This window comes from uncultured Desulfovibrio sp., assembly GCF_902477725.1.
GTDB lineage: Bacteria > Desulfobacterota > Desulfovibrionia > Desulfovibrionales > Desulfovibrionaceae > Desulfovibrio.
Genome location: NZ_CABSIF010000001.1, coordinates 255,189 through 278,986, shown reverse-complemented (window position 1 = coordinate 278,986; position 23,798 = coordinate 255,189). Strand labels below are relative to the sequence as shown.

General features: G+C 59.1%; 23 protein-coding genes. 6 read left to right on the top strand and 17 right to left on the bottom strand.

Annotation, left to right across the window (positions count from 1 at the left end):
• Positions 1 to 58 precede the first annotated feature (58 nt).
• The 7 genes from RDK48_RS01145 to RDK48_RS01115 all read right to left on the bottom strand — a co-directional run bounded on the left by RDK48_RS01145 (position 59) and on the right by RDK48_RS01115 (position 6,098).
• Positions 59 to 859 carry an adenosylcobinamide-GDP ribazoletransferase gene (locus RDK48_RS01145; RefSeq protein ID WP_298996242.1) on the bottom strand — a complete coding sequence of 267 codons (801 nt, stop codon included), beginning with the start codon at positions 857 to 859 and terminating at the stop codon, positions 59 to 61.
• 6 nt (positions 860 to 865) lie between these two features.
• Positions 866 to 1,507, bottom strand: coding sequence for a redox-sensing transcriptional repressor Rex (locus tag RDK48_RS01140; RefSeq protein ID WP_022658857.1), 642 nt, complete (start codon positions 1,505 to 1,507; stop codon positions 866 to 868).
• A gap of 676 nt (positions 1,508 to 2,183) precedes the next feature.
• Positions 2,184 to 2,507, bottom strand: coding sequence for an ATP synthase F0 subunit C (atpE, locus tag RDK48_RS01135; protein ID WP_022658856.1), 324 nt, complete (start codon positions 2,505 to 2,507; stop codon positions 2,184 to 2,186).
• A 126-nt stretch (positions 2,508 to 2,633) separates the two neighbouring features.
• Positions 2,634 to 3,338 (bottom strand): F0F1 ATP synthase subunit A, encoded by a 705-nt coding sequence (gene atpB / locus RDK48_RS01130; protein WP_298996239.1) that lies wholly within the window; start codon positions 3,336 to 3,338, stop codon positions 2,634 to 2,636.
• A 158-nt stretch (positions 3,339 to 3,496) separates the two neighbouring features.
• Entirely contained in the window at positions 3,497 to 3,937 is a 441-nt protein-coding gene (locus RDK48_RS01125) for a hypothetical protein (protein WP_298996237.1), read from the bottom strand.
• Complete coding sequence (locus RDK48_RS01120) at positions 3,903 to 4,295, bottom strand: AtpZ/AtpI family protein (RefSeq protein WP_298996235.1); 393 nt, start codon at positions 4,293 to 4,295, stop codon at positions 3,903 to 3,905. The genes RDK48_RS01125 and RDK48_RS01120 overlap by 35 nt, the downstream gene beginning before the upstream one ends.
• A gap of 168 nt (positions 4,296 to 4,463) precedes the next feature.
• A complete protein-coding gene (locus RDK48_RS01115; protein ID WP_298996233.1) occupies positions 4,464 to 6,098 on the bottom strand; it encodes a class I SAM-dependent RNA methyltransferase in 1,635 nt (544 codons plus the stop codon).
• 235 nt (positions 6,099 to 6,333) lie between these two features.
• On the opposite strand from RDK48_RS01115, the gene rplU reads away from it, so the two are divergent.
• The 4 genes from rplU to proB all read left to right on the top strand — a co-directional run bounded on the left by rplU (position 6,334) and on the right by proB (position 9,663).
• Positions 6,334 to 6,642, top strand: a complete 309-nt coding sequence (gene rplU / locus RDK48_RS01110) for a 50S ribosomal protein L21 (RefSeq protein ID WP_027180826.1) — start codon at positions 6,334 to 6,336, stop codon at positions 6,640 to 6,642.
• Positions 6,643 to 6,774: 132 nt separating this feature from the next.
• On the top strand, positions 6,775 to 7,044 hold the full coding sequence (rpmA, locus tag RDK48_RS01105; RefSeq protein ID WP_022658851.1) for a 50S ribosomal protein L27: 270 nt from the start codon (positions 6,775 to 6,777) through the stop codon (positions 7,042 to 7,044).
• A gap of 256 nt (positions 7,045 to 7,300) precedes the next feature.
• Positions 7,301 to 8,401, top strand: a complete 1,101-nt coding sequence (gene obgE / locus RDK48_RS01100) for a GTPase ObgE (RefSeq protein WP_298996229.1) — start codon at positions 7,301 to 7,303, stop codon at positions 8,399 to 8,401.
• Between the two features lie 17 nt (positions 8,402 to 8,418).
• Positions 8,419 to 9,663 carry a glutamate 5-kinase gene (gene proB / locus RDK48_RS01095; RefSeq protein WP_298996227.1) on the top strand — a complete coding sequence of 415 codons (1,245 nt, stop codon included), beginning with the start codon at positions 8,419 to 8,421 and terminating at the stop codon, positions 9,661 to 9,663.
• 93 nt (positions 9,664 to 9,756) lie between these two features.
• Here proB and RDK48_RS01090 read toward each other — a convergent pair whose 3' ends face one another.
• Positions 9,757 to 11,304, bottom strand: a complete 1,548-nt coding sequence (locus tag RDK48_RS01090) for a lipopolysaccharide biosynthesis protein (protein WP_298996224.1) — start codon at positions 11,302 to 11,304, stop codon at positions 9,757 to 9,759.
• A gap of 231 nt (positions 11,305 to 11,535) precedes the next feature.
• Between RDK48_RS01090 and ilvD the strand changes: the two genes are divergently transcribed.
• Entirely contained in the window at positions 11,536 to 13,221 is a 1,686-nt protein-coding gene (gene ilvD / locus RDK48_RS01085) for a dihydroxy-acid dehydratase (RefSeq protein WP_298996222.1), read from the top strand.
• Positions 13,222 to 13,338: 117 nt separating this feature from the next.
• Entirely contained in the window at positions 13,339 to 14,274 is a 936-nt protein-coding gene (locus RDK48_RS01080) for an AEC family transporter (RefSeq protein ID WP_298996221.1), read from the top strand.
• A 132-nt stretch (positions 14,275 to 14,406) separates the two neighbouring features.
• On the opposite strand, the gene RDK48_RS01075 is transcribed toward RDK48_RS01080, so the two are convergent.
• From RDK48_RS01075 to RDK48_RS01035, 9 genes are all read right to left on the bottom strand, one after another.
• A complete protein-coding gene (locus tag RDK48_RS01075; RefSeq protein WP_298996219.1) occupies positions 14,407 to 14,946 on the bottom strand; it encodes a hypothetical protein in 540 nt (179 codons plus the stop codon).
• Between the two features lie 230 nt (positions 14,947 to 15,176).
• Complete coding sequence (locus RDK48_RS01070) at positions 15,177 to 16,037, bottom strand: FAD/NAD(P)-binding protein (RefSeq protein WP_192112813.1); 861 nt, start codon at positions 16,035 to 16,037, stop codon at positions 15,177 to 15,179.
• 179 nt (positions 16,038 to 16,216) lie between these two features.
• Entirely contained in the window at positions 16,217 to 17,302 is a 1,086-nt protein-coding gene (locus RDK48_RS01065) for a 4Fe-4S dicluster domain-containing protein (protein WP_298996217.1), read from the bottom strand.
• Entirely contained in the window at positions 17,299 to 18,747 is a 1,449-nt protein-coding gene (locus RDK48_RS01060) for a hydrogenase iron-sulfur subunit (protein WP_022658841.1), read from the bottom strand. The genes RDK48_RS01065 and RDK48_RS01060 overlap by 4 nt, the downstream gene beginning before the upstream one ends.
• Positions 18,735 to 20,696: a CoB--CoM heterodisulfide reductase iron-sulfur subunit A family protein gene (locus tag RDK48_RS01055; protein ID WP_298996214.1), complete on the bottom strand. Its 1,962-nt coding sequence runs from the start codon at positions 20,694 to 20,696 to the stop codon at positions 18,735 to 18,737. The genes RDK48_RS01060 and RDK48_RS01055 overlap by 13 nt, the downstream gene beginning before the upstream one ends.
• Positions 20,696 to 21,628, bottom strand: a complete 933-nt coding sequence (locus RDK48_RS01050) for a CoB--CoM heterodisulfide reductase iron-sulfur subunit B family protein (RefSeq protein WP_298996212.1) — start codon at positions 21,626 to 21,628, stop codon at positions 20,696 to 20,698. Before RDK48_RS01050 ends, RDK48_RS01055 begins: the two co-directional genes overlap by 1 nt.
• Positions 21,625 to 22,206, bottom strand: a complete 582-nt coding sequence (locus RDK48_RS01045; protein WP_298996209.1) for a 4Fe-4S dicluster domain-containing protein — start codon at positions 22,204 to 22,206, stop codon at positions 21,625 to 21,627. Before RDK48_RS01045 ends, RDK48_RS01050 begins: the two co-directional genes overlap by 4 nt.
• Before the next feature lie 119 nt (positions 22,207 to 22,325).
• On the bottom strand, positions 22,326 to 22,778 hold the full coding sequence (gene aroQ / locus RDK48_RS01040) for a type II 3-dehydroquinate dehydratase (protein ID WP_298996207.1): 453 nt from the start codon (positions 22,776 to 22,778) through the stop codon (positions 22,326 to 22,328).
• A 24-nt stretch (positions 22,779 to 22,802) separates the two neighbouring features.
• Positions 22,803 to 23,684 carry a shikimate dehydrogenase gene (locus tag RDK48_RS01035; protein WP_298996205.1) on the bottom strand — a complete coding sequence of 294 codons (882 nt, stop codon included), beginning with the start codon at positions 23,682 to 23,684 and terminating at the stop codon, positions 22,803 to 22,805.
• Positions 23,685 to 23,798 lie beyond the last annotated feature (114 nt).

The following is a 23,798-nucleotide window of genomic DNA, read 5'->3' as shown; positions in this document are numbered from 1 at the left end:
AGCTGGCTCCTTGGTTATTCCGGGGCAAACCCGGTCGTTTGCGTCAGGCAGACTCAGTTTACACTGTTACCAACAGGAACCACAACTGGCTCCACTGAATGCACGCGCCAAGAAAATCGCCGGAAACTCCGCCGTGTTCCCGCGTAGTGTCAATCATGCTGTGGATCAGCAAAAATTGGCCAAAGGCCAGCAGGGGCAAGCGCCAGAAAGGGCAATTGCCCAGCAGCAAAACCAGCACAAGCATGCCCGTTGCCAGCACAACTTGCCCGCGGGCCAGTTGCGGGCTTGAGCCAGCGCAGGCCAGACCGCCGAGAGAGCGTTCATCATGCGGCACAGTATATGCTGCCAGCCAGATGCAGGCTGCCCGGCCCCAGGCTGGCGCGAGCAGGGGGGCAATCCACTGGCCGGTGGAAAAGTGCCATGTAAGGGCCAGCCACAATCCGCTGAAGGCAACAAGCAGATGCAGGGCACCAAATGCGCCAAGGCGGCTGTCGCGCAGTACAGCCCAGAAGCGTTCACCGCTGGCGCCGCTGCTCACCGCATCGCCAAGGTCTGATAATCCGTCCCAGTGCAGGCCACGCGTTGCCCATATTTCGCAAAGCATCCAGGCCCAGGCGGCCAGGGCGGCAACAATGCAGCGGCCTGCAAAGCCAGCGTCTGGCGCTTCAAATAACCAAAAGCAAAGAAAGGCGGCTGCCGTACAAAATGCGCCGAGCACCAGACCCACCGGGGCAAAAAAAGGCATGGCTGCGCTGAGCGAATCAGCGGTGCAGCAGGGGCGGGGTGGTACAAGCCGGGTCAAAAAAGCCAGGGCGTCATGAAAGCGCCCTGGCCAGGATGTCACAGAAGTGAGTGCCACGTTTGATTACCGTGTCTGGGGATGGTTGAACGCCAGCGCATAGAGATGGTGGAAAAAGTCCACGTACTCCACGTTGATTCTGTCCGGCACCTTGATGCGCGAGGGAGCAAAGTTCAGAATGGAGGTAATGCCTGCGTCCATCAAGTGCTGTGCGGCCCTCTGCGCCCGCTCCGGCGGGGTGGTGATGATGCCGATCTCGATGTTCAGATCAGTCACCATATCCTTGAGGTCGCGTGTGCAGTGCACTTCAAGACCGTGGACAATTTCGCCGATTTTGAAGGGATCGCAGTCGAAAATGCCCACAATGTTGAATCCGCGGGAGCGAAACTCGCCGTGGTTCAGGATAGCCTTGCCGAGGTTGCCAACGCCGATCAGCGCCATTCGCCATTCGCGGTCAACACCCAAGGATGAGGTGATGGCGGCAATGAGCGATTTGACATGATAGCCAACGCCACGGATGCCGAATTCGCCGAAGTAAGCAAGGTCTTTGCGCACCTGCGAGCCGTTGACGCCGCAGGCTTCTGCAAGGGGATTGGATGAAATGACTTCGACACTGTCACGTGCGAAATTTTCCAGCACCTGAACATATGTGGCAAGGCGCTGGATAGTCGCGCGGGGGATGTGTTTGCTTTTGGGTGGGTTGACCATGTTGTACCTTCTGAGATGCCAAGCGTGTCTTGTTGTTACAAACTTTGTGAATTTGATTTTATAGCAGAAATACACACAGGCGCAAGCTTTGTGAATACATGGCGCACATGGCAGGCAACTTCGCTAAATAGCAGGAAAAGAAGGACGTTATGCCTGCAATGTTCAACTGGTATCAAGGGCGGTGGAACCGTACCTTGGCTTTTTCCTGCTGACTTTTTTGATAAAATTTATTTCACCACTTAGCAAGTTGCGGCTAACACAGCGGCGCACGTTCGCCATCTGTTATTTCAGTATGTTAGGCTCTAAAAGCGATGTAGAACATAATCTATACCATAAAAGTTAACAAAGGTTAAGCATCTTACGAAGCTCACGGAATGCTGACTCAAGGAAAGGTATTTGGTGCATGGCAGGTAACGGTCTTTCTCTATGTCTCAAGTCTATTCGTGTGGAAGTGCGTACTCAACACTGTTCGACTTTTCTTGTCAGGTGTTCTGACTGAGGCAAAGTTTTGTCTTCATGGTTTTTACTGTTGCAGGCAGCTTGGATTACAAAAAATTGCTGGTTGGAAGCAGTATCGGATTCGAATCGATAGTTACAGACGTAGCAGATATGATCTGTTGTAAATAAAAAAGGCGACCCAAGGGCCGCCTTTTTTACAAATCAATGTGATCCGGACTTACGCGTAGGGGTTGGCGTACAGCAGGATGAAGCTGATAACCAGGGCGTAAATGGCCAGCGATTCGATGAAAGCGAAGGCCAGAATCATGGTACCGGTGATCTTGCCGCTCACGTCAGGGTTGCGGGCAACGCCTTCGCAGGCGCCCTTCAGACCAAGACCCATGCCGATGCCGCAACCGAAAGCGGCAATGCCGATGCCAAGAGCGGCGGCCAGGCAGGTGTAGCCCAGAGCCGAGGCGTCGAGCTGGTTGGCAGCAAAAGCCATGGTGGCCATGCCGAGAAGGGCCACGGTGTTCAGGGCGATCATCAGAAACTTACGCATGAGACACTCCTTGCACTGTTGTATTGTTGGGTCGTTATCGACCATTCCCCATTATGTGTCGTGTGTAACGTCCCGCAATTTGCCGATGTTTATTCGGCGGGCCGCAGGCAGCCCGTGGCCATCGGCCTAATGCTCGGGTGCTTCAAGCGCGCCCTTGATGTAGAACATGGTCAGCATGAAGAACACGAAAGCCTGCATGGTCTTGCCCAAAAGGAAGAGGGCGTAGATGGGCAGGGTACCGAGTATGGGAGCCATTACAAAGAACAGCACCATAACGATTTCTTCACCGCGGATGTTGCCGAAAAGACGGAGAGAAAGCGAAACCGGGCGCGAAAGGTGCGAAACCACTTCAAGCGGAAACATGAGCGGAATGAGCACCTTGGAGGGGCCGGTGAAGTGGTGGATGTAGTGCGCCTTCCAGCGGATCAACCCCACGGCGTTGTAGAACACAAGCACAAACACCGCCATGCACACGGTGGTGTTGAGGTTGGCTGTAGGCGCGTCAAAGCCAGGCACAAGGCCCATGAGGTTCATGCCAAAAATGTAAATGAACATGCCAGCCAGGAGGCCCACGAACTTGCGTCCATGGTCACCCATGGTGGCCAGGATGAAGTTCTCGATGGTATCCACCAAGGCTTCGAAAAAGTTTTGCAAACCTCCGGGAACCATAGTCAGCCGACGGCGCATGATCAACGCTACGGTGAACAGAATGGCCATACAGACCCAGGAGTAGAACACATGTTTGAATTCCACCATCGTTCCACCGATGGCGATCTCGTCCATGCCCATAAATGTGGAGAGCAATACCGGATGCGGCAAACCACCTGCCATGAGCCATGCCTCCTGGTGAGTACGCGCCAAAGCGCGGCGTTAATGTTAGACCCGTGCGGGCCATTCCCCAAAATTTGCGGCCTTGGGCTTTTGCCCTGCCGTGGTGCGGCTGTTTTGCCCCGGTCTGGCGATCATGCCTTCCCGGTTGGGCTTTCCGGCTAATTTGCCCGGCTTCGCGGTCCACGCGCTGCCAGAGCATAACTTGCCAGAGCGCAAGCTCCAGATGCGGCCATGCCGCCTACTATGGCGAAAACAGGAGCCTGATACACAATCAGCGAAACATAAAGGAGCGCGCCGATTATAACCAGCCGACCCATCCAGCGCACCAGTACTATGCGCAAAAAGGCCGTGCTGTAATCCCCCAGGCCCTTGCGCAAAAAAAAGCGCGCCAATCCCCAAAAAGTCCAGGCCATGATGGTCAGGCCCACTCCAAACCAGAAAAACCAGGGTGTGGCCGTAAAGGCCAGCCCGCCGATCAAAAGACTGCACGCGGCGAGCAAAATTTCGTTACGCAGCAAAACACGGATAGCCGGGTGATCTATGCCGCGCCTCCAAAGCCAGGCGTCAAGGCTGTGTATCATCTGTTTCAGTCTGCGCACGGCTGTTTGTTTTGCCTTGCCCCGCTGGGGGCGTTTCGCTTTGCTGTTCCGGCACAAGGCCTTTCCGGCGGGCGTCCTGCGCCGCCATTTTGCGTAGCAGGGCCTGAGTGTCGCGGTACACGTTCAAAAAACCCGCCGCAATGCCGATGAACAGAAAAACCAGCTTGCCCCAAGGGCTGGTGCCAAACCAGTGGTCAATGCCGTAGCCTATGGCAAAACCCACTGCGGGGCCGCTCACCAGATGCAGGCCAATGACCCCTGTGCTGGCCATGGCTTCCATGCCGGTTTGCTGCTGCTTAAGAAAATCCTTGAACGACATAAGGCCTCCGCGCACGTGGCTGGAACCTGTAAGCGTCATGGTCCCCTTAACGCTGTTCAAATTATCACAGGCGACCCGACGCGTCAATGACTTTGGGCGGAAACTTGTGATTACGCTGCATTCCTTAGGGGCCACAGACGCGGAAAACTGGCTGTTGATACCAAAAATCGAGCCTCGTGAATTTGCAAAAAAATGTCTACCTATTGCTCAGTCGAGCCTGCGCCAGAGGCTCAGACACTCAAGGTGCGGTGTGTGGGGAAAAAGGTCAACGGCTTCAAGCCGCTCCAGGGAATACTTGTTGCGCAGCTGTGCGGCGTCGCGCGCGAGCGTCGCCGGGTTGCACGATATATAAAGGACTCTGTCTGGCGCGATCTGCATGAGCGCATCCAGCGCGCGGGGTGAAAGCCCGGCCCTGGGCGGGTCTGCCAGAGCATCCGCTGCCAGCGGGGCGTTGGCTGATGCGCCAAAGTCTGCTGCTTGCCAGCGGCTGGCAAGATCTAGAGATGCAAGGCGCTCAAGGTGGTGCACCGCATCCCCTGCCTCATACTGGCAGTAATTGATGTCATTGGACTTGGCATTTATGGCAGCGAGCTTCACAGCCCGTCTGTCCTGCTCCAGGCCCAGCAGGGCGGAATAGTGGCGCGCCAGCAACAGGCCCGGTGCGCCAACGCCACAATAAAGATCAAGCAGTCCCCGGGGTCGGGCATTCTGTTGGTTCTCCGCCGGGCTGTCGGGCATAAGCATGCGCTGTGCCGCCTGCGCAAGTGCCTGCGCGCCGCCGGTATTCACCTGAAAGAAGGAAGACGCATCGAGGGTAAAGTTCATGCCGGCGAGAGGCAGAAACAACCGTGTGGCTGCAGGATTTTCCCGGCCAGTTTCGTCCAGGGTCTGCACGCGTTTTTCGCCAAAAGCAAAGGCATCGGCGGTGGCGCGTTCTTCATGGATAAATGCTGCCAACTGGGGGAATGCCGCCAGAACTTCCCTGCCGAGCATCCTCACGGCAGCGCGCTGCGGGGCATCGCCGGGACTTGTGATGCACAGGGCCCACCAGCGCGGTGTGCGCATGTCTGCGGCAAGGCCGCGCCGCAGCACAAAAAAACGCCAGAACCCATTGGCCGCGACATCGTGAACCGGGATGGCGTGATCTCGCGGAGCGCGCCGGGCAATGCCGCCACGGCGTCCCTGCTTTTGCTGGCCGTGCGTGGGGTGAAGAGGCTGGCTTTGCCTGGAATCGGGCGCTGCGTAGGCGGCAAAGCCGCTTTCCGCCGCCAGTTTGCCCACCATGCTTACTATTTGCAGCGCCTCGGGCGGCATGAGGGCGCAGTGTGGCACGGCCACCACATCGCGGCCATTGCGGCGGCGCAGGCCAAGTTTCAAATCGGTCTTGTTGTCCATGTCGTGCCCGAAGGCAAATTCCATTTTATTGCGAAACCGCGTCAGCGCAGGTGAACCTGTGACGGGCGGCAAAAGCGATTCAATCTGGTCGCGGTCAAATTTGCCAATGCGCGTGAGGGCGTCCACCGCCAGAGTGCGCTTCCAGTAAAGCTGCTGCGCATAGGGCATGGTTTGCAGCGGGCAGCCGCCGCATTCGGCATGGTGGGGGCAGATGGGATCGACTGCGTCCGGCGACTGGCTGAGCAGAGTCTCGGCTTCCGCTTCTATAAAAGCAGACTTGCGCCGCAACACATGTGCAAACACACGCTGACCCGGCAGGGCGTTTGCCACAAAGACGACTGTGCCTCTGCTGATTTGGTCATTTTCGGGGGCGAGGCGCGCAATACCCCGCCCATCGTGTGAAAGGGCGGTGATGTCGAGCGTGAGTTGGGTGGGGGCGGTGTTCATGCGCCCCACAGTTAGCAGCAGGCTTGCGGCTGCGCAAGTCCGCTCAAAGAGGTAAGTGGAGGGCGACGCGTTGTCAGGTGCAAAAAGACATTGCTCCCTGCTATGAAGTTGTGTATTCTCGCCACTCGCGCAAGTCGCGGACTGTTGTAGCGAGTTTTGCAAAAATTTCTGCAAAACGCGCTTGACATTTGTCGGCCTGTGGGGCAAATATGCCTTTCTCTTTTTGGAGGTTGATATGTACGCGATTATCGAGACCGGCGGAAAACAGTACCGCGTCGAAGAAGGTTCTAAAGTAGTTGTGGAAAAGCTTGCGGTTCAGGCCGGAAGCGAAATTTCCTTGGACAAGGTACTGATGGTCGGCGGTGCTGAATGCAAAGTCGGCGCTCCCTATCTTGCCGGGGCCGCCGTTATGGCGGAAGTGGTGGATCACGGGCGCGGCCCAAAGATCAAGGTGTTCAAGCGCTGGCGTCGTAATGACTCGCGCAAGATGCGCGGTCATCGCCAGGATTACACCACCATTCGCGTTAAGAGCATCAACGCCTAGAACCCGGCTTTAGCCGAGGTTCGGCAGGCCGCGGGCATGGTCTGCCAATAGCTCTGCATTCGTTCAGGGCGCGTTGAAAGATATTTACTTTGCCCCGCCGGTCCACAGGGTCGGCGCCCCAGGGAGGCTACCATGGCACATAAGAAAGCAGGCGGCTCTTCGCGCAACGGTCGCGACAGTGAAGGCCAACGCCGCGGCGTAAAGCGTTTTGGCGGTCAGAAGGTTCTGGCTGGCAATATTCTGGTGCGTCAGCTCGGCACTACCGTTTACCCCGGTGTGAACGTGGGCATGGGCAGGGACTTTACCCTGTTCGCCAAAGTGGCCGGCGTTGTGCGCTTTGAGAAGTATCTCCGCAAGCGTCGCGTCCACACGCGAGTGCATGTGGAGGCGGCCGCCGACTAAGCGGCCGCGTGGAATTTGCCGATGAGGGAAGGGGCCGCGAGGCTTCTTCCCTCTCGGTGTTTGTGCTGGGGTACGTGTGGCGCAAGGCCACAGACCGAAAACGCAGGCAGCGTGGGGCAAACAGGTGTTTGTCGTGCGGCGCTGGCCGGCATTGCTGCAATATTTGCGCGGTTTTTCGGAACGGCAGCCCCATATACATTACGGCAAGCGCCAGCATTGCAGGCGTAGCCGCGCGGACTGACCGCAAGGATATCCCATGCGATTTGTAGATGAAGCTCGAATTCAGGTGCGCGCCGGTAAGGGCGGGCACGGTTGTTTGTCTTTTCGGCGCGAAAAATTTGTGCCGCGCGGCGGCCCGGACGGCGGCAACGGTGGTGACGGCGGTTCTGTGCTGCTGAAAGCCGATGGCCGTTTGCTGTCTTTGTACGACTTTCGCCTCAAGCGCCTTTACGAGGCTCGCAATGGTCGCCCCGGCGAAGGCAGCCAGTGCGATGGCAAGAAGGGCGAAGACATGGTGCTGCACCTGCCGGTGGGTACGCTTGTTTTTGTTGAAGGCCCGGACGGGGAAGAACTGCTGGCAGACCTCAGCGATCCTGAAACAGAAGTTATTGTTGCGTGCGGCGGACGCGGCGGCAAGGGCAACGAACATTTCAAGTCTTCCACCATGCGCGCACCGCGGTTTTGTCAGCCCGGTGAACCGGGTGAAGAAAAAAATCTGCGCCTTGAGCTGAAGATTCTGGCAGATGCCGGTCTGCTGGGCTTGCCCAATGCGGGTAAATCCACCTTTATTTCGCAGGTGTCGGCGGCGCGCCCCAAGATCGCGGCCTATCCCTTCACCACGCTCACGCCCAATCTCGGCGTTATGATTGACGAAGTGGATCCCGACAGGCGCATGGTCATTGCCGACATCCCCGGCCTCATTGAGGGCGCGCACGAAGGCCAGGGCCTTGGGCTGCGTTTTCTCAAGCATGTGGAGCGCACACGTTTTCTTGTGCATATTCTCAGCGTGGAAGATGTGGGCGAAGATGCTCCATGGGCGGGCTTTAACCTCATCAACGAGGAACTGTGCCGCTTTGACGAAGAACTGGGCGAGAGGCAGCAGATCGAGGTGGTCAACAAGATCGACCTCATCAGCCCCGAGCGTCTGGAAGAGCTGAAAAACAGGGCCAAAGCCGATGGCCGGAATATCTTCTTTATTTCCGCGCGGGACAACATCGACCTTGAGCCTCTGGTGGAAGAGTTGTGGCGTATGCGCGATGAAACCGCCAGCCACGCGCCTATCCTGCATTTTGCCGATACAGACGGTGATGAGGAAGAGGACTTCCCCGAAATTGAAGTGATCTATACCCGCGAGTAGCGGTCTGTGGAGCATATATGACAGCGCCGACGGAAGACTGGCGGCAGGAACGCGCACGGGTGCTTGCCCAGGCCCGGGTGGTGGTCGTCAAAGTAGGCAGCGCCGTACTCACCGATGCCCAGGGCCTGAGCATGCCCGTGCTGGAGAATCTGGCCGGGCAGTTGGCGCATCTGCGCAACCTGCTGCCTGCGGGTGATGCTGCATCCAGCAACGCGGGGGGCGCGGAGCCGCGCCGTCTGGTGCTTGTTTCTTCCGGTGCTGTGGCCGCTGGGCGGGCCGCGCTTGCCACGCGCGGGCATGTGGTTGAAACCACGGGCCTTGCTGCGCGTCAGGCTGCGGCAGCAGTGGGGCAGGGGCAACTCATGCAGAGCTGGGACAAGGTGTTTTTTGCGCACCGTATGCCCACTGCTCAGGTCCTGCTGACCCGCGATGACCTGCGCGCCCGTCAGCGTTTTCTCAATGCTCGCAATACGTTTGCCGAACTGCTGGAATGGGGCGTGCTGCCCATTGTCAACGAAAACGACACAGTGTCCATCAGCGAACTGAAGTTCGGCGATAACGACTGCCTTGCAAGCCTTCTGGTCAATCTGACCGGGGCGGATCTCTTCATCAATCTCACGTCCGCCTCGGGCGTTCTGGCTGCCGATCCGCAAAAAGACCCCAACGCTCCCATCATGGATCACATTGATGACGTGGCGGCCCTTGATCTGGGTCAGCTTTGCGGCGGCAAGACTTCCGTAGGCACCGGCGGTATGTATTCCAAGCTGCTGGCGGCCCGTCGCGCGGCGCAGATTGGCGTACCTACGCTGATTTTGCCGGGGCGCGAGCCGGAGATCATCACGCGGGCCTTTGCCGCCAGCGGTATTTGTCCCGCTCCGCAGGGGCATGAATCCTTTACGGGCGGCACATGGGTTTGCCCTGCACGGCATGCCATACCCCGCCGTAAATTCTGGCTGGCCTATCAGTCTGATCCAGCGGGCAGCGTGCATGTGGACGCTGGAGCGGCCAAGGCCCTCCTGCACAAGGGCGGCAGCCTTTTGCCCGGCGGCGTGTTTCGTGTTGAAGGCAGCTTTCAGCAGGGCGCGCTGGTGCGAGTGCTGCACGAAGGGCAAAGCCTCGGCGTGGGCCTCACCAACTATAGCACTTCAGATCTGAAAAAAATCATGGGCCTGAAAAGGCATGAGGTCGCAGCCATTCTGGGCGATGCGCACTACCCTGAGGTGATCCATAGGGACAATTTGCTGCTTGATGCGGCAGTGTAAATAAAAAGGGCCAGATTTCCGGCCCTTTTTTGTCTGTATCATGCATATCAGATGGCCGGGGTCACCGGCCTTTCTATTTTGTGCAGCTGAGTTTTAGCCATGTGACCTGGATTTGCTGAACCGGATAAATACTTCGCGCAGTTCCTGCCGAGAAAAGCCCATGACAGCAGGCATGCCCAGGCAGAGCAGCCCGATGGCCGCGGTGTATATGACGCCGGAAACAAGAAAACGAGGAAAGGAATCCACATCACCAATGCCAAGATAGAGCGTAAGCTGGCGGCAGCCAAAGGCCAGCAGCAGCAAAATTGCGAGGCTCCATATCTGGTGGGCAATATTGCGCCAGAACTTGAGCGGAATAAAGCGTGAGGCCAGCCAAAGATACACATTGACCGTGATGATCTGCACGCACACGGTTTTGATCGCCAGGCCTACGGCACCGAGGCCAAGGCCGAAATATTCCGGCGGCGCAAGCAGAAACCACGCCGTGCTGAAACCGTAAATGCATTCCAGCGCCGCCATATTGCGCAGCACCTTGGTGCGGCCGGTGGCGTGAAAGACTGATCCGGCAAGCTGCCCATAGGCCTGATGCAGGGGGTAGAGCGCCATGATCTGCACAGGCAGGGTCGCTGCGGCAAACTGCGCGCCGCCGAAAAAGTTCACCAGGGCGGAACCTTCGGCCAGCGTAAAGCACGAAAAATAGGCAGCCACCACGTAGAGCAGCGGGGCAAACCGCGTGAGCAGGCGGCCCATGGCCTCGCGGTCATTGTTGCCCCAGGCGATGGAAAGCTCGCGCATGACCAGAGGCGTCATGGCTGAAACAAAAAGAAAACAGGCCATGCTGACTTTTTGGGAAAGGGCAAAAAAGCCTTGTTCCACGCTGCCGTCAAACCATTGCAGCAGCCAGCGTTCGGCAGTGAGGAGCAAAAAGGAGAGCAGGGCCTGCACAAACAGCGGGTGGCTGTAATTGAAAAACTCCCGCCCATAGGCGCGCGTCTGCTCAGGCGTGAGCCGAAAGTGCAGGGGAATGCCAGCCTGCCGCCAGTAGGTGCGCGTAACCAGCCAGTAGCCAAGGGCAGTTGCCCCGAGCATGAGGTATTGCTGGGCAAAAAGCGTGTGAATGTTCAGCCAGTCGGCCCAGAACATGAGCCCCAGCAAGCCCACCGTAAACAGCGACACAACGGTGCGCACCATTTCGGAAGAAACAGTCGCGCCCACGGCATCGTTCATGGAGCGCAGCACACGGCCCCACCATGTCAGAAAAGCCCACAGGGCTGCCAGCGGCGCAAGCCACAGGGGCACATCGGGCATGAGCAGCTCGCCAGCCGCAGGAATTTGCAGCAGGCCTGCGGCCAGTAAAATAATGGCGAATACCGCCGCTGTGGCGCGCATGTAAAAGCCGATGAGGCCGGTCTCTGCCTGACGGCGCGAAAGGGAATTGTAAAAGCAGGTGGAGGTTCCCATATCCAGAAAGCCGGAAAGCTGCTGGAAGAGGTTGGTCGCAAAGCTGTAATTGCCGTACATCTGCGGCCCGAGAGCGCGGGGCAGAATGGCCTCCATGACAAGGTAGACCGGGACGGAAGCGATATTGGCCACGAGCTTGAATATGTAGCGGCGTGCCAAAGTTGGGGTAGAGCTTTGCATGCCAGGAAATTAGCTCACTTCGACGGCGCGCTCAAGTGGCTGAGGCCCGCGCGGAAAAAATACCTGCCCAGCCGAGGGGATTCCCACACGCCCGGTTGCGGCGCATTCAGCTCGGCCGGGCGGCAGGGGCGGCTATGGCGTGTTTACGGGCGTAAAAAATTACCGTACGATTCACATTCCGATTGCGGGCGCAAAAGGAATGTTTGTTGTTCATACCATAAGGATACCGTCATGGATGATGAAGCACGCAGCAAAAAAATGAAGTCCGGGCTGGAAAAAGCCCCCCACCGCTCCCTGCTCTATGCTCTGGGCCTCACCAGAGAAGAAATGGAGCGCCCCCTGGTAGGCATTGTGAACGCCGCCAGCGAGGTCGTTCCCGGGCATATGCACCTGAACAGCCTGGCCGACGCGGTCAAGGCCGGTGTACGTATGTCAGGCGGTACGCCGCTGCAGTTCCCGGCTATTGCCGTGTGCGACGGCCTGGCCATGAACCATGAGGGTATGCGTTTTTCCCTGCCCTCGCGTGAATTCATCGCGGATTCCATTGAAATTATGGCGCGCGGTCACGCCTTTGACGCCCTGGTGTTCATTCCCAACTGCGACAAGTGCGTTCCCGGTATGCTCATGGCCATGATGCGCCTGAACATCCCTTCGGTGCTGGTTTCCGGCGGCCCCATGCTGCCCGGCGACATCGGCCCCGGCAAGCGCGGCGATCTCATCACCGTGTTTGAAGCCGTGGGCAAGGTGCGCAGCGGCGCCATGACAGAAGAAGAGCTGGAATACATGGCCGAACGCGCCTGTCCCGGCTGCGGCGCCTGCGCGGGCATGTTCACGGCCAATTCCATGAACTGCCTGTCTGAGACCATTGGCGTGGCCCTGCCCGGCAACGGCACCATCCCCGCTGTGAGCGGCGCGCGCATCCGCCTTGCCAAAAAGGCTGGCATGCGGGTTATGGATCTGCTGCACAAGAACATCCGCCCGCTGGATATCGTAACGCCCAAGTCCATTGCTAACGCCGTGGCCGTGGATATGGCCCTTGGCTGTTCCACCAACACCGTGCTGCACCTGCCCGCCGTGTTCGGCGAGGCCGGATTGAAGCTTGGCCTGGAAATTTTTGACGAAGTCAGCAAAAAGAGCCCCAATCTGTGCAAGCTTTCCCCGGCGGGCAAGCATTACATGGTTGATCTGGACAACGCGGGCGGCATCCCTGCCGTCATGACCGAGCTGGACAAGCTGGGCCTCATCAACAAGGACTGCATGACCGCCACAGGCAAGACCGTGGGCGAAAACCTCAAGGACATGAACGCCCGCGTCATGAACCCTGAAGTGATCCGCAGTGTTGAAAATCCCTATTCCAAACAGGGCGGCATTGCCATTCTGCGCGGCAGCCTGGCGCCCGAGGGCGCTGTGGTCAAGCAGTCCGCTGTTGCCCCCGAAATGATGTGCCGCGACGTCACGGCCCGCGTGTTTGAGTCCGAAGAAGACGCCATGAAGGCCATTCTTGACGGCAAGATCAAGGCCGGAGACGGCGTTGTGATCCGTTACGAAGGCCCGCGCGGCGGCCCGGGCATGCGCGAAATGCTCTCGCCCACGGCGGCCATCACAGGCATGGGTCTTGGCAAGGATGTTGCCCTGCTGACGGACGGCCGTTTCTCAGGCGGCACCAATGGCGCGGCCATAGGGCACATTTCGCCCGAAGCGGCGGACGGCGGCGTTATCGCTCTGGTGCACGAAGGCGATACCATCCATATCGACATTCCCAACCGCAAGCTGGATCTGCTTGTGGACGAGGCCGAGCTTGCCAAGCGGCGCGCCGCCCTTGTGGTGCCCAAGAAGGATTGCCCCTACCCAGTGCTGCGGCGTTATGCCTATCTGGTCAGCTCGGCTGCCAATGGCGGGCGTTACAAGGAAATCTAAGTAACTGGCCGAAATGATTCAAAGCCCCCACGAGCCGGAGTTGTTTTCTGGCCTGTGGGGGTTTTCTGGCCCCTGAGCGCAACCTTGCGGAAGGGCTTTTTGAAAGGATAAAAGCATATGGCGTTTTTGCATGCGCTGGGCGGTGTATTCGGGCTGATGCTGTTAGGTTTTGTTGGGTTCATGCTGGCGGCGCGCAACTGGTTTGGCGCGGAAACCCGAATTGTTCTGCCGCGTCTGATCACCCAGATCGCCCTGCCGCCCTTTCTCATGTACACCATCATGCACTCGTTCCATCGGGACGATCTGATCATGCTGGCAAAGGGGGCGCTGCTGCCGTTGGGCTCGGTGACCCTCACCTTTGCGCTGGCCATTGTGCTTGCCAAGCTGGCACGCATCAAAAGGCAGCATTTTGGCCTTTTCTGCGCCAGTGTAGCCAATTCGAATACCATTTTTATTGGTATTCCCGTTAATCTGGCGCTGTTCGGCGAAAGTTCCATCCCCTATGTGCTGCTGTACTATGCCGCCAGCACGGTTTTTTTCTGGACTGTGGGGGTCTACTCAATTACATGCGATATTACTGAAAACAGAGGGAAAATCCCTTTGCATACCCGGGTCAGGCAGGTGTTTTCCCCGCCTTTCATGGGCTTTATTACGGGCTTGATTCTGACAATGCTGGGCGTTGAACTGCCCGAATTTTTGCAGAACGTCGCCCGCTCGCTGGGCAATCTCACTACGCCGCTGGCCATGATTTTTATTGGTATTTCCATCTACGACATGGGATTGCGCAGTATCAGGATCGGCAAGGATATGGTTCTGCTGGCGATGGGGCGCATGATGCTTGGCCCGCTGGTGATGACTGGCCTGCTGTATTTCTTTCCGGTGTCTGCGCTCATGGGCAAGGTTTTTATTATCCAGGCATCCCTGCCGGTGATGGCCCAGGCGGCTATTTTGAGCGCCCACTACCACACAGACCCGGAATTTGGCGCGCAGGCCGTCAGCCTGACCACATTGCTTTCCATGATCACCATTCCGCTCTACATGGTTATTTTTTAGAGCAGTCCAGGCATTGCGCCGCCTTCATGCGGAGGTAGCATTTCAATCAGCATGCCTTTTTTTGCCTTTTCTCAAAAACAAAGGCCGCAGATTTTGCAATCTGCGGCCTTCAAATTTTTGTGGCGGGGCGAGCTACTTGGCGCTTTCAGCCAGCACGTCCAGCATAAGGGAATCAGGCTTTTGGCTGCAAGCGTCAAGGTAGGTCTTGAGGGTGTCATCGCTGTTAAGCACTGAGGCAGGTTTGCCGCTTTTGCCCCGGTTGTAGCCGTCAAGCCAGATCACAAAGCCGCTGCCGTCATCGGGGTTGGCGGTGTAATCCTTGCACAGGGTCTTGTCCGCGCGCCATGTGCTCTCTGTATCGACAGGAAAGGTCTTGCGGGCTTCCTGCCAAACGGTGGCAACCTTTTTGGTGGGGTCAACCTGGCAGGCGCCGTAAACCTGGCCCAGCATGGGGGCGAGGGTTTCCGGGTCTGCAATGGGGTTGCCCATCTTGGCGCTCACATAGCCGTCAATTTGCAGGCCTTCAAATATGGGTGGCTGACCGCCTTCGGCCATGGGCTGGGTGACGAGTTCGGCGCAGATATACGTGGAAGGATCAATCTTGTCGTTACCGGCCTGAACAGCCACGGGCAGTCCAAGCATCAGGCAACAGAGAATCAGCATCTTTTTCATGAATACTCCCTTGAAGAAAGCGTTGTACTTCCTTGACCCACTGCGCCCGTCCTGTCAACTGTCGCCGAATGAATGAGCAGCGACAAAAGCAGCTTGGGAAGTGATCTGAGCGAGTGTGCAGGCAGGACTCCACATGGGCGCAAAAAAAGGGGAGGCTCCCTTACGGTTGCCCAAGGGCAATCATAAGGGAGGCCCCCCATAAACAGGCTTATGATAACTACCGTGGAACTTTACAATTCCGGCGGCAGATCCTGCAGTTCCTGCCAGGTGAACACGGGGCCGTCCACGCAGACGTAGCGGCCGCCGATGTTGCAGCGCCCGCAGATGCCGACGCCGCACTTCATGCGTTTTTCAAGTGTGGTCACGATGTTTTCAGGCGCAAAGTTGAGTTTTTGCAGGGCCTGCACCGTGAACTTGATCATGATGGGCGGGCCGCAGAGCACGGCCACGCAGTTTTTGGGATCGGGGTTCAGTTCGAGCAGCACGTTGGGTATCAGGCCCACCTTGTGCGGCCAGCCGTCAAAGGGGGCGTCGATGCACAGGGTGCAGTCCAGATCATCGCGGCGCAGCCAGTCTTCCGTTTCATAGCTGAAGGCCATGTCGCGCGGGGAACGCGCGCCATAGAGCAGGCTCACCTTGCCGAAGTCGGCGCGGTGTTCCAGCACGTGCAGCATAATGGTGCGAATAGGCGCCATGCCGATGCCGCCGCCCACAAAGAAGATGTCCTTGCCCTTCCAATCGGCATAAGGAAAGTAATTACCCAGAGGGGCGCGTACGCCCACCTTGTCGCCGGGCGAGAGCCTGTGGATGGCCGATGTCACTTCGCCCGCCTGCATGACGGAGAACTGGAGGTAGTTCTTCTGCGACGGCGGCGAGTTGATGACAAAGGTGGATTCGCCAGCGCCGAACACGGAGAGCTGGCCCACCTGGCCGGGTTCGTAGCGAAAGGACTTCATGGCCGCATCATCGTCCAGCACCACGCGCAGGGTCTTGATGTTGCCTGTTTCCTGTATGACTTCGGCCACGGTGGCGGGCATGGGCAGGTAGGGGTTGCCCTGCATCATGGGACGGGCCGTGATTTCGCGCAGCATGCCGCCGTCGGGCGCGGGCTTGAGGCCCGGCTTGGCGGCTGGCTTGGCGGCGGCAGTTGGCTTGGTATCCACAGCTGGTTCTGCCTTTGCAGCGGCCTTTTCAGGCGCGGCGGTATTTTGGGGCGCAGTCTTGGGGGTAGTGGCTTTGCCGGTAGTTTTCTTGGTTGCCATGTCTGCTCCTACTTGTCCGTGGACTTCTTTTCATCGTTGCCGTCTTCAATGGCGGCCAGCACGATGGAGCGGATGTCCACGCAGACGGGGCAATTGCTGATGCAGCGACCACAGCCGCTGCACGAGAACGAACCCCAGTTTTCAGGATAGGTGGAGTACTTGTGCGAAACGCGGTTGCGCATGCGCAATGCCTTGAGCATACGCGGATTGTGGCCGCTGGCCTCGCGGGTGAACAGCGAGGACATGCAGTTGTCCCAGCTGCGCAGACGGCGGCCACCTTTTTCGCTCAGTCCTTCGCCTTCATCGGTGATGGTGAAGCAGTAGCAGGTGGGGCAAAAGTAGGTGCAGGCCCCGCAGGAAAGGCAGCGGTCGGTCTGATCCTGCCAGAACTGCGTGTCGTTAAAGCGGGCAGCCACTTTTTCGGGCGCGTTCTTGATGTTGGGTGCAGGCACAAGGCTGGCCCAGGCTTCCTTGCGGGCGGCTTCCGCCTTGGGGAAGAGATCGGCACCTTCCGAGAGGGAAGACGCAGCCAGCAGTTCCTCGCCCTTGGGCGTGATGGCTTGCAGCACGTAGCCGCCCTCGATCTCGGTCATGAGCACGTCCGAGCCTTCAGGTGAGGTTGGGCCGCCGCCAACCCAGTGGCAGAAGCAGGTGTTGCAGCCGCTGCCGCAGGTGAGCGTAACCACCGTGAGCTGCTCGCGCCGCGCCTTGTAGTAAGGATCGGCGTAAGGGCCCTTGAGGTAGGGGCGGTCAAGCACCGCATAACCCCGCGCATCGCAGGGACGGCAGGCAAAAACCACGGTGGGCTGAGCCTCGGGCTTGTCGTCCAGGCTCATGGTGACGCGCTCGAGGTTTTCAGGATCCTTGGTTTTTTTGTAGCGCACCAGGGTTTCGCACTGGGGCAGCACGGCCTCCTTGGCGGGCACAGTGGCCTTTTCCATGGTAAAGGGCTTGCCTTCCTGCCACGGCTCAAAGACGACCGAGCGCTTGTTGGCGGGCTTTTCTACCGGCACCAGCACACGGCGGCCATTCTGCGAGAGGTAGGCAAGAAACGCGGGCAAGCCGTCAGGGGTAACAAAGCGGATCATGCTCATTTCCAGTCCCTCTCATGAATGTTCTTTTCAACCACTTCATAGCCCAGCAGGGGCGGCACTTCATCCGGATTGAGACCGGGCTGGTAGCCGTCAAAAAGCTGGGCCACAGCGCGGGCAATCTGCTGACGCAGGGCCAGGATGGGAATGCCCACGGGGCAGGCGCGCTGGCATTCGCCGCAGCCTGTGCAGCGGCCAGCCAGATGCATGGCGTGGATGGTCTGGAAGAAGAGTTTTTCCTTGGCGCTGTCTTCCTGCGTCATCCAGTGCGGATCGCGGCTGTCTGACACGCAGTAGTCGCGGCACACGCACATGGGGCAGGCATTGCGGCAGGCGTAACAACGCAGGCAGCGATCCATCTGGCCGCGCCAGAAGGCGAGCCGCTCGTCCAGAGTCATGGAATCGAGCAGGGCCAGTTCCGGCGGGGTGCCCGCCGCGCCGTCCACCTTGACGGGCTGACCAAGCAGGGTGTCGGCCAGCACTGCCGAAGGCGTGGTGCAGCCGTAGCACTTGCCCTGGGCGTAGTCGGTCATGCAGAAGCGGTGATCCTTGCCGTCGGCGGTGATGGTCACACCGGCCTCATCGTAGGTCACGCCGTCAATCTTGGTGTAGCGGCCCAGATCCTGATTGACGCGGGCCATGTCCAGCGTGCCTTCGCAGGGCAGGGCAAAGATGGTCACATCTTCGCGGCGAATCAGGTTTTCCTGAAGCAGCTCAACAACAGAGCGTGAGTCGCAGCCCTTGACCACAATGCCCACCTTCTTGCCCTTGAACGAGGGCAGGTACACGGCGGGATTGTTGACGTTAAAGGGCCCCCACACGAGCTTGTCCACGTCCTCGGGGGTCTTCATGAACAGGGGCACGGTGTGCGCGGCGTCATAGCCCTGCTGCCAGCCGAGCACGCAGTCCAGCTCGGGCAGCTTGGCCTTGATGGCTTCTTTCAGGTCGGCAAGGGCGGCGTTCTGCCCTGTGCCAAGGGAGCGCAGGGAGGTCAGCGCCATGTCGGCGATTTTGAGCAGCGGTTCCGGGTCTTCCAGCTTGGGCGCGGGGCCGAGCTTGTGGATGCGGTCGGTGAAGACCGTGACCACCTGTTGCCAGCGCTGGCCTTCGGAGGCCGAAACCCAGGTGTATTCAAAGCGGCGTTCGTCAATGCCCAGCACGGGCAGGAACTGCTTGAGCACCTCAAGGCGGCGGCGGGCATAAAAGTTGCCTGCGGCGTAGTGGCAGTCGCGCGGGTGGCAGCCGGAAACCAGCACTCCGTCCGCGCCGTTGAGCAGCGCCTTGACGATGAACAGCGGGTCAATACGGCCCGAGCAGGGAACACGGATGACGCGCAGGTCTGTGGGCTGGGTGGCGCGGGCCACACCGGCAGTATCCGCGCCGCCATATGAACACCAGTTGCAGAGAAAACCTACAATTCTCAGTTCTTTGCCGTTTAGCACTGGCATAAGGCGTTTACCTCCGCAAGGATCTGGTTGTCAGTAGCGTGTGAAAGCTGGATGGCCCCCTGCGGACAGGTGGACGTACACAGGCCGCAGCCCTGGCACACGGTCTCGATGACCTGAGCCTTGCCCTCGCCCCGGATTTCCACTTCCTTGATGGCTCCGAAGGGGCAGCAGCGGATGCACTTGCCGCAGTTGACGCAGCGGCGGATGTCCACCTGGGCGATCTGCGGGTCGCTTTCAAGCTTGTCCTTGGAGAAGAGCGCCAGCACCTTGGCCGCAGCGGCGGAACCCTGGGCCACGGAGGCGGGAATGTCCTTGACCCCCTGGCATACGCCCGCCAGATACACACCAGCGGTATTGGTTTCCACAGGCTTGAGCTTGACGTGGCTTTCCATGAAGAAGCCGTAGCTGTCGTAGGAGATACGCAGCTTTTCCGCCAGCTGGGGCGAGCCCTTGCTGGCCTCGACGCCCACGGCAAGCACCACCAGGTCGGCCTTGATTTCCACTGGCTGGCCCAGCAGGGTATCCACGCCCATGACCGTCATCTGGCCGTTGCCGTCGGGGTAAATCTGCGACACGCGGCCACGGATGTATTCCGTACCGTATTCTTCCATGGCGCGGCGGGTAAACTCGTCGTACATCTTCCCTGGAGCGCGGATGTCCATGTAGAAGACAAAGGACTTGGAATCGGGAATGTGATCCTTGGTCAGGATGGCCTGCTTGGCCGTGTACATGCAGCAGAAGCCGGAGCAGTAGGGACGGCCCACGGATTTGTCGCGCGAGCCGACGCACTGCACAAAGACGATGTTCTTGGGTTCCCTGCCGTCAGAGGGGCGCTTCACATGCCCGCCCGTGGGGCCGGATGCGGAGAGCAAACGCTCGTATTGCAAGGAAGTGATAACGTCGGGGTAGGCCCCGCCGCCGTATTCCTTGTACACGGTCCAGTCCATGAGGTCATAACCGGTGGCGGCAACAATGCTGCCCACTTCTTCGGTAATGACTTCATCTTCCATGTCATACTTGATGGCCCCTGTGGGGCACACCTTGGCGCACACGCCGCACTTGCCCTTGAGAAGCTGGCGGCAGAATTGCGGATTGATGACGGCCTTCTTGGGGATGGCCTGCGGAAAGGCAATGGTGATTGCCGTGGTGTTGCCCGTCAGTTCGTTGAAGGTGTCGGGCGTTTTCTTGGCCGGGCATTTCTCTGTGCATGCGCCGCAGCCTGTGCACAGGCTCCAGTCCACATAGGTGGTGCGCTTGCGGATTTTTACCGTAAAGTTGCCCACATAGCCCGAAACGTCTTCCACTTCGGAATAGGCATAGAGCGTGATGTTGGAGTGCTGGGCCACGTCCACCATCTTGGGGCCGAGGATGCAGGCCGAGCAGTCAACGGTGGGGAAGGTCTTGTCCAGCTTTGCCATCTTGCCGCCGATGGTCGCATCGCGTTCCACCAGCACCACCTGAATGCCGCCGTCGGCACAGTCAAGCGCGGCCTGAATACCCGCCACGCCGCCGCCGATGACAAGCACGCGCTTGTTGACGTCAAAGCTTTTGGCCAGCAGGGGTCTGTTGTTGCGCAGCTTTTCCACCGCAAGCTGCACCAGTTCGGCAGCCTTGTTGGTGTTGGCTTCCATGTCCTTGCCAATCCACGAAACGTGTTCGCGGATGTTGGCCATTTCAAGCATGTAGCGGTTTAGCCCCGCGCGTTCCACCGTGCGGCGGAAGGTGGGCTCGTGCATGCGCGGCGAGCAGGAGGCCACAACCACGCCGTCGAGCTTGTGCTCGTGGATGGCTGCCTCAATGGCCGCCTGCCCCGGTTCGGCGCAGGTGTACATGGGGTCGTCGGCATAGACCACGTCCGGGTAGGTGCGGGCAATGGCCGCCACCTGGGCGCAATCGACGGTTCCGGCGATGTTGCTGCCGCAGTGGCAGATAAAGACGCCTATTCTCATTACCTGCCTCCTTCAGCGGCCTTGGCCTTCTGCTCTGTGGGTTTGGCCGCTTCCTCGCGGCGCAGCTCGCCCAGTTTGCGGATAAGGCCGTTGGGGCTGACGCACAGCTTGTTCAGGCCCAGTTCTTCTTCCGGCAGATCAAAGGCAATGCCCATCATCTGGGTGAAGTAGAGCACCGGCATGCGGAACTTGGTGTCCATGGCCGCGCTGGCCTGATCCTGGCGCAGGTCAAGGTTCATCTGGCAGAGCGGGCAGGCCACCAAAATGGCATCTGCGCCAAGGCGGGTTGCCAGCTCAAGGATGCGGCCCGAATTCTTGGCCGTCATGGGGCGTTCGGGAATACCGAAGGACGCGCCGCAACAGGCGGTCTTGAGCGGAAAATCAAGCATCTCCGCCCCACAGGCCGACATCATTTCTTCCATGAGCGTGGGATTTTCCGGGTCGCCAAAGTTCATCACTTCGGCCGGGCGGCTCATGAGGCAGCCGTAGTAGGCCACAAGCTTGAGCCCCTTGAGGCTCTGGCGTACGCGGGCGGCAATGGCTGCCATGTCCATCTGCGCGGCAATGCCCTGCATAACGGAGGTGACAGGCGGAAATTCCTTGGCCGAGGGGCCGTCGAGCAGTTCGTCAACCCGGCTGCGAAAGGCGGGGTTTTCCATGCGTTTTGAGGCCATGCGCAGGTTTGAAAGGCAGCTGGGGCAGGGGGTAAGCAGAATCTCGGCCTTTTGCTGGGCGGCAATATCAAGATTGCGCACGCACAGGGCGGCGGAAAGTTCCGTATCCACGGCATGGGCCGGGGTAGAACCGCAGCAGTTCCAGTCGGGAATATCCACAAGCCTCATGTCCAGGGCTTTGCACACAGCCTGGGTGGACATTTCGTAATCTTTTGAAGAACCTCGGGCAGAGCAGCCGGGGTAGTAGGCAAAATTCATGGGCGCACCCCCTCGCGCTTGGCGCGTTCCTTGTAGCGCGTAAAGATACGGGTAACCGGCCCTGCCCCGCCCGGCAGAATGTGGGGCTTGAGCCCCAGCTTGCCCTTTTTGAGGGCTTCGGGCGCGAGGTCAACGTCGGTAAACACGCGGAGCGAGCGCATCATGTAGAGCGCCATGGTGCCGATTTCGTGGGTGCGGCCAAAGGCGCGCACCGTATCCAGGAAGGAAAACCAGAATTTTTCCACCTTGGGAACGGCCACGCGGCCTTCCTTGCGAGCCATGTGGCGCAGGGTCTCCATGACTCCGGCCACGTCGATGTTGTTGGGACACCGCTGGCTACAGGTGGAACAGGACAGGCACATCCAGATGGAGCGCGAATCAAGTACCGCGTCCTTCAAGCCCAACTGTACCGCCCGCATGATCTGGTTGACCTGCATGTCGTAAACGAACCCTGCGGGACAGCCGGCAGTACAATTGCCGCACTGATAGCAGGTGGACACTTTTTGCCCGCTGTGCGCGTCCACTTCCTCCGTAAAGGCAGGGTCGCGCAGGCGGTTCAGGTTAATGGCTTCGTTCATGGGAACTCTCTGGTTAGAAGCTGATGGGGTGCCGCTGTGACAAGACTATCTACAACGCTACAGCAGAAAAAGTCAAAAATCTAGGCTCGCACCCCAGCAAATTATATACTGCGTCTTTACTACGCTTTGTTTGCGGTTTTAGCCGCCAGCGATTGCGCGGCTCTCAGGCCAAGAAGATAACTCTCAACGCCGAATCCGCACACGCTGCCCGCACACACTGGCGACAGCACAGAATGGTGCCGGAATGCCTCGCGCGCGTGAACATTGGACATGTGAACCTCCACCACAGGCACAGGCAGAATGGCCAGGGCGTCAGCAATGGCATAGCTGTAGTGCGTCCATGCGCCCGCATTGATGACCACCGCGTCAACGCCCTCGCCAAGCGCCTGGTGGATGCGCTCCACCATTAGGCCCTCGTGGTTGGTCTGAAAGCATTCCACGGTTGCGCCCAGCTCCTGAGCAAGCGATTGCAGCGCCGCGTCAATGTCCGCCAGGGTGGCCGTGCCGTACTGTGAGGGGTCGCGCTTGCCAAACATGTTCAGATTGACGCCGTGCAGCACCAGAATTCGCATGGAAGTCTCGCTTTTCCTGTCGGTTTATCGGGGCAGTTGCCCCAGGGCGGCCTCAAGGGCGCGGCGTGATTCGGGCGGCAGGCCCTGCCCCGTCCAGAGACGGAACTGCGCATCGCCCTGACCAAAAAACATTTCAAGCCCCGATATGCAGCGGCGGCCAGCAGCGCGGGCCTCGCGCAGAAAACGGGTTTCGAGGGGGTTGTACACAATATCGTAGGCAATGTGTGTTGCCTTGGCAGCGCCCTCTGCGGAAAGTGGCGCAACCAGTGAAAAATCATAGGGGGTGTCATCTTCCGCCTTGCCGCGCATGCCAAGGGGGGTGGTGTTGACCACCAGCAGGGCCGAAGGCTCGTGCCGGTCTCTCCATAGCAGAGGCGTAAGGCCGAATTCTTCGGCCAGCGGCAGGTGCGATTTATCGGAAGGCGTGGCCACAAAGATTCTGGCAGGGCGCTTTGCATTGTCCGGCGATGCAAGGCCTGCGGCAACGGCACGGGCAGCACCGCCCGCACCCAGCAGCAGCACGTCCGCCCCGCCAAGAGGCATATCTGCAAGCGGAGCCATGAATCCGGCAACATCGGTGTTTTCGCCGCAAAGGCGGTCGCCATTCCAGTAAATGGTATTGGCGGCGCCCACCTGACGTGCAAGGGGGCTGACTTCGTCCAGCAGGGGCAAAAGACCAACCTTATGCGGGATGGTCACAGAGCAACCGCGAATATCAAGCAGGCGTACACTTTCCACAAAGGCGGGCAGTTTTGCGGGTGGTACTTCCCATTTCTGGTACAGTGCGTTGATGCCCAGTGTCCGAAAGCCCGTATTGTGCAGCAGGGGTGAAAGTGTCTGGGCCAGCGGCCAACCGGTGACGCCATAGAGAGCGGTACCATTGGTGGAGGATGCTGCGGCGCTCATGCGGGGTGCTCTCCTGCGGGAAAGTGCGGCAAAAAAGTGTTTCTTTACAGGGTGATCCACATCTGGAGGCAACACTGTACCCTATGGGGAGGTACGGGGCAATGCTCCGGGGCA

Excerpts from the sequence above, each read along its gene's own strand:
- RDK48_RS01140 (WP_022658857.1), bottom strand. The coding sequence starts at position 1,507 with ATGGTCAACCCACCCAAAAGCAAACACATCCCCCGCGCGACTATCCAG.
- atpE (WP_022658856.1), bottom strand. The coding sequence starts at position 2,507 with ATGCGTAAGTTTCTGATGATCGCCCTGAACACCGTGGCCCTTCTCGGC.
- atpB (WP_298996239.1), bottom strand. The coding sequence starts at position 3,338 with ATGGCAGGTGGTTTGCCGCATCCGGTATTGCTCTCCACATTTATGGGC.
- RDK48_RS01120 (WP_298996235.1), bottom strand. The coding sequence starts at position 4,295 with ATGACGCTTACAGGTTCCAGCCACGTGCGCGGAGGCCTTATGTCGTTC.
- RDK48_RS01115 (WP_298996233.1), bottom strand. The coding sequence starts at position 6,098 with ATGAACACCGCCCCCACCCAACTCACGCTCGACATCACCGCCCTTTCA.
- rplU (WP_027180826.1), top strand. The coding sequence starts at position 6,334 with ATGTACGCGATTATCGAGACCGGCGGAAAACAGTACCGCGTCGAAGAA.
- rpmA (WP_022658851.1), top strand. The coding sequence starts at position 6,775 with ATGGCACATAAGAAAGCAGGCGGCTCTTCGCGCAACGGTCGCGACAGT.
- obgE (WP_298996229.1), top strand. The coding sequence starts at position 7,301 with ATGCGATTTGTAGATGAAGCTCGAATTCAGGTGCGCGCCGGTAAGGGC.
- proB (WP_298996227.1), top strand. The coding sequence starts at position 8,419 with ATGACAGCGCCGACGGAAGACTGGCGGCAGGAACGCGCACGGGTGCTT.
- RDK48_RS01090 (WP_298996224.1), bottom strand. The coding sequence starts at position 11,304 with ATGCAAAGCTCTACCCCAACTTTGGCACGCCGCTACATATTCAAGCTC.
- ilvD (WP_298996222.1), top strand. The coding sequence starts at position 11,536 with ATGGATGATGAAGCACGCAGCAAAAAAATGAAGTCCGGGCTGGAAAAA.
- RDK48_RS01080 (WP_298996221.1), top strand. The coding sequence starts at position 13,339 with ATGGCGTTTTTGCATGCGCTGGGCGGTGTATTCGGGCTGATGCTGTTA.
- RDK48_RS01075 (WP_298996219.1), bottom strand. The coding sequence starts at position 14,946 with ATGAAAAAGATGCTGATTCTCTGTTGCCTGATGCTTGGACTGCCCGTG.
- RDK48_RS01070 (WP_192112813.1), bottom strand. The coding sequence starts at position 16,037 with ATGCTGCGCGAAATCACGGCCCGTCCCATGATGCAGGGCAACCCCTAC.
- RDK48_RS01065 (WP_298996217.1), bottom strand. The coding sequence starts at position 17,302 with ATGAGCATGATCCGCTTTGTTACCCCTGACGGCTTGCCCGCGTTTCTT.
- RDK48_RS01060 (WP_022658841.1), bottom strand. The coding sequence starts at position 18,747 with ATGCCAGTGCTAAACGGCAAAGAACTGAGAATTGTAGGTTTTCTCTGC.
- RDK48_RS01055 (WP_298996214.1), bottom strand. The coding sequence starts at position 20,696 with ATGAGAATAGGCGTCTTTATCTGCCACTGCGGCAGCAACATCGCCGGA.
- RDK48_RS01050 (WP_298996212.1), bottom strand. The coding sequence starts at position 21,628 with ATGAATTTTGCCTACTACCCCGGCTGCTCTGCCCGAGGTTCTTCAAAA.
- RDK48_RS01045 (WP_298996209.1), bottom strand. The coding sequence starts at position 22,206 with ATGAACGAAGCCATTAACCTGAACCGCCTGCGCGACCCTGCCTTTACG.
- aroQ (WP_298996207.1), bottom strand. The coding sequence starts at position 22,778 with ATGCGAATTCTGGTGCTGCACGGCGTCAATCTGAACATGTTTGGCAAG.
- RDK48_RS01035 (WP_298996205.1), bottom strand. The coding sequence starts at position 23,684 with ATGAGCGCCGCAGCATCCTCCACCAATGGTACCGCTCTCTATGGCGTC.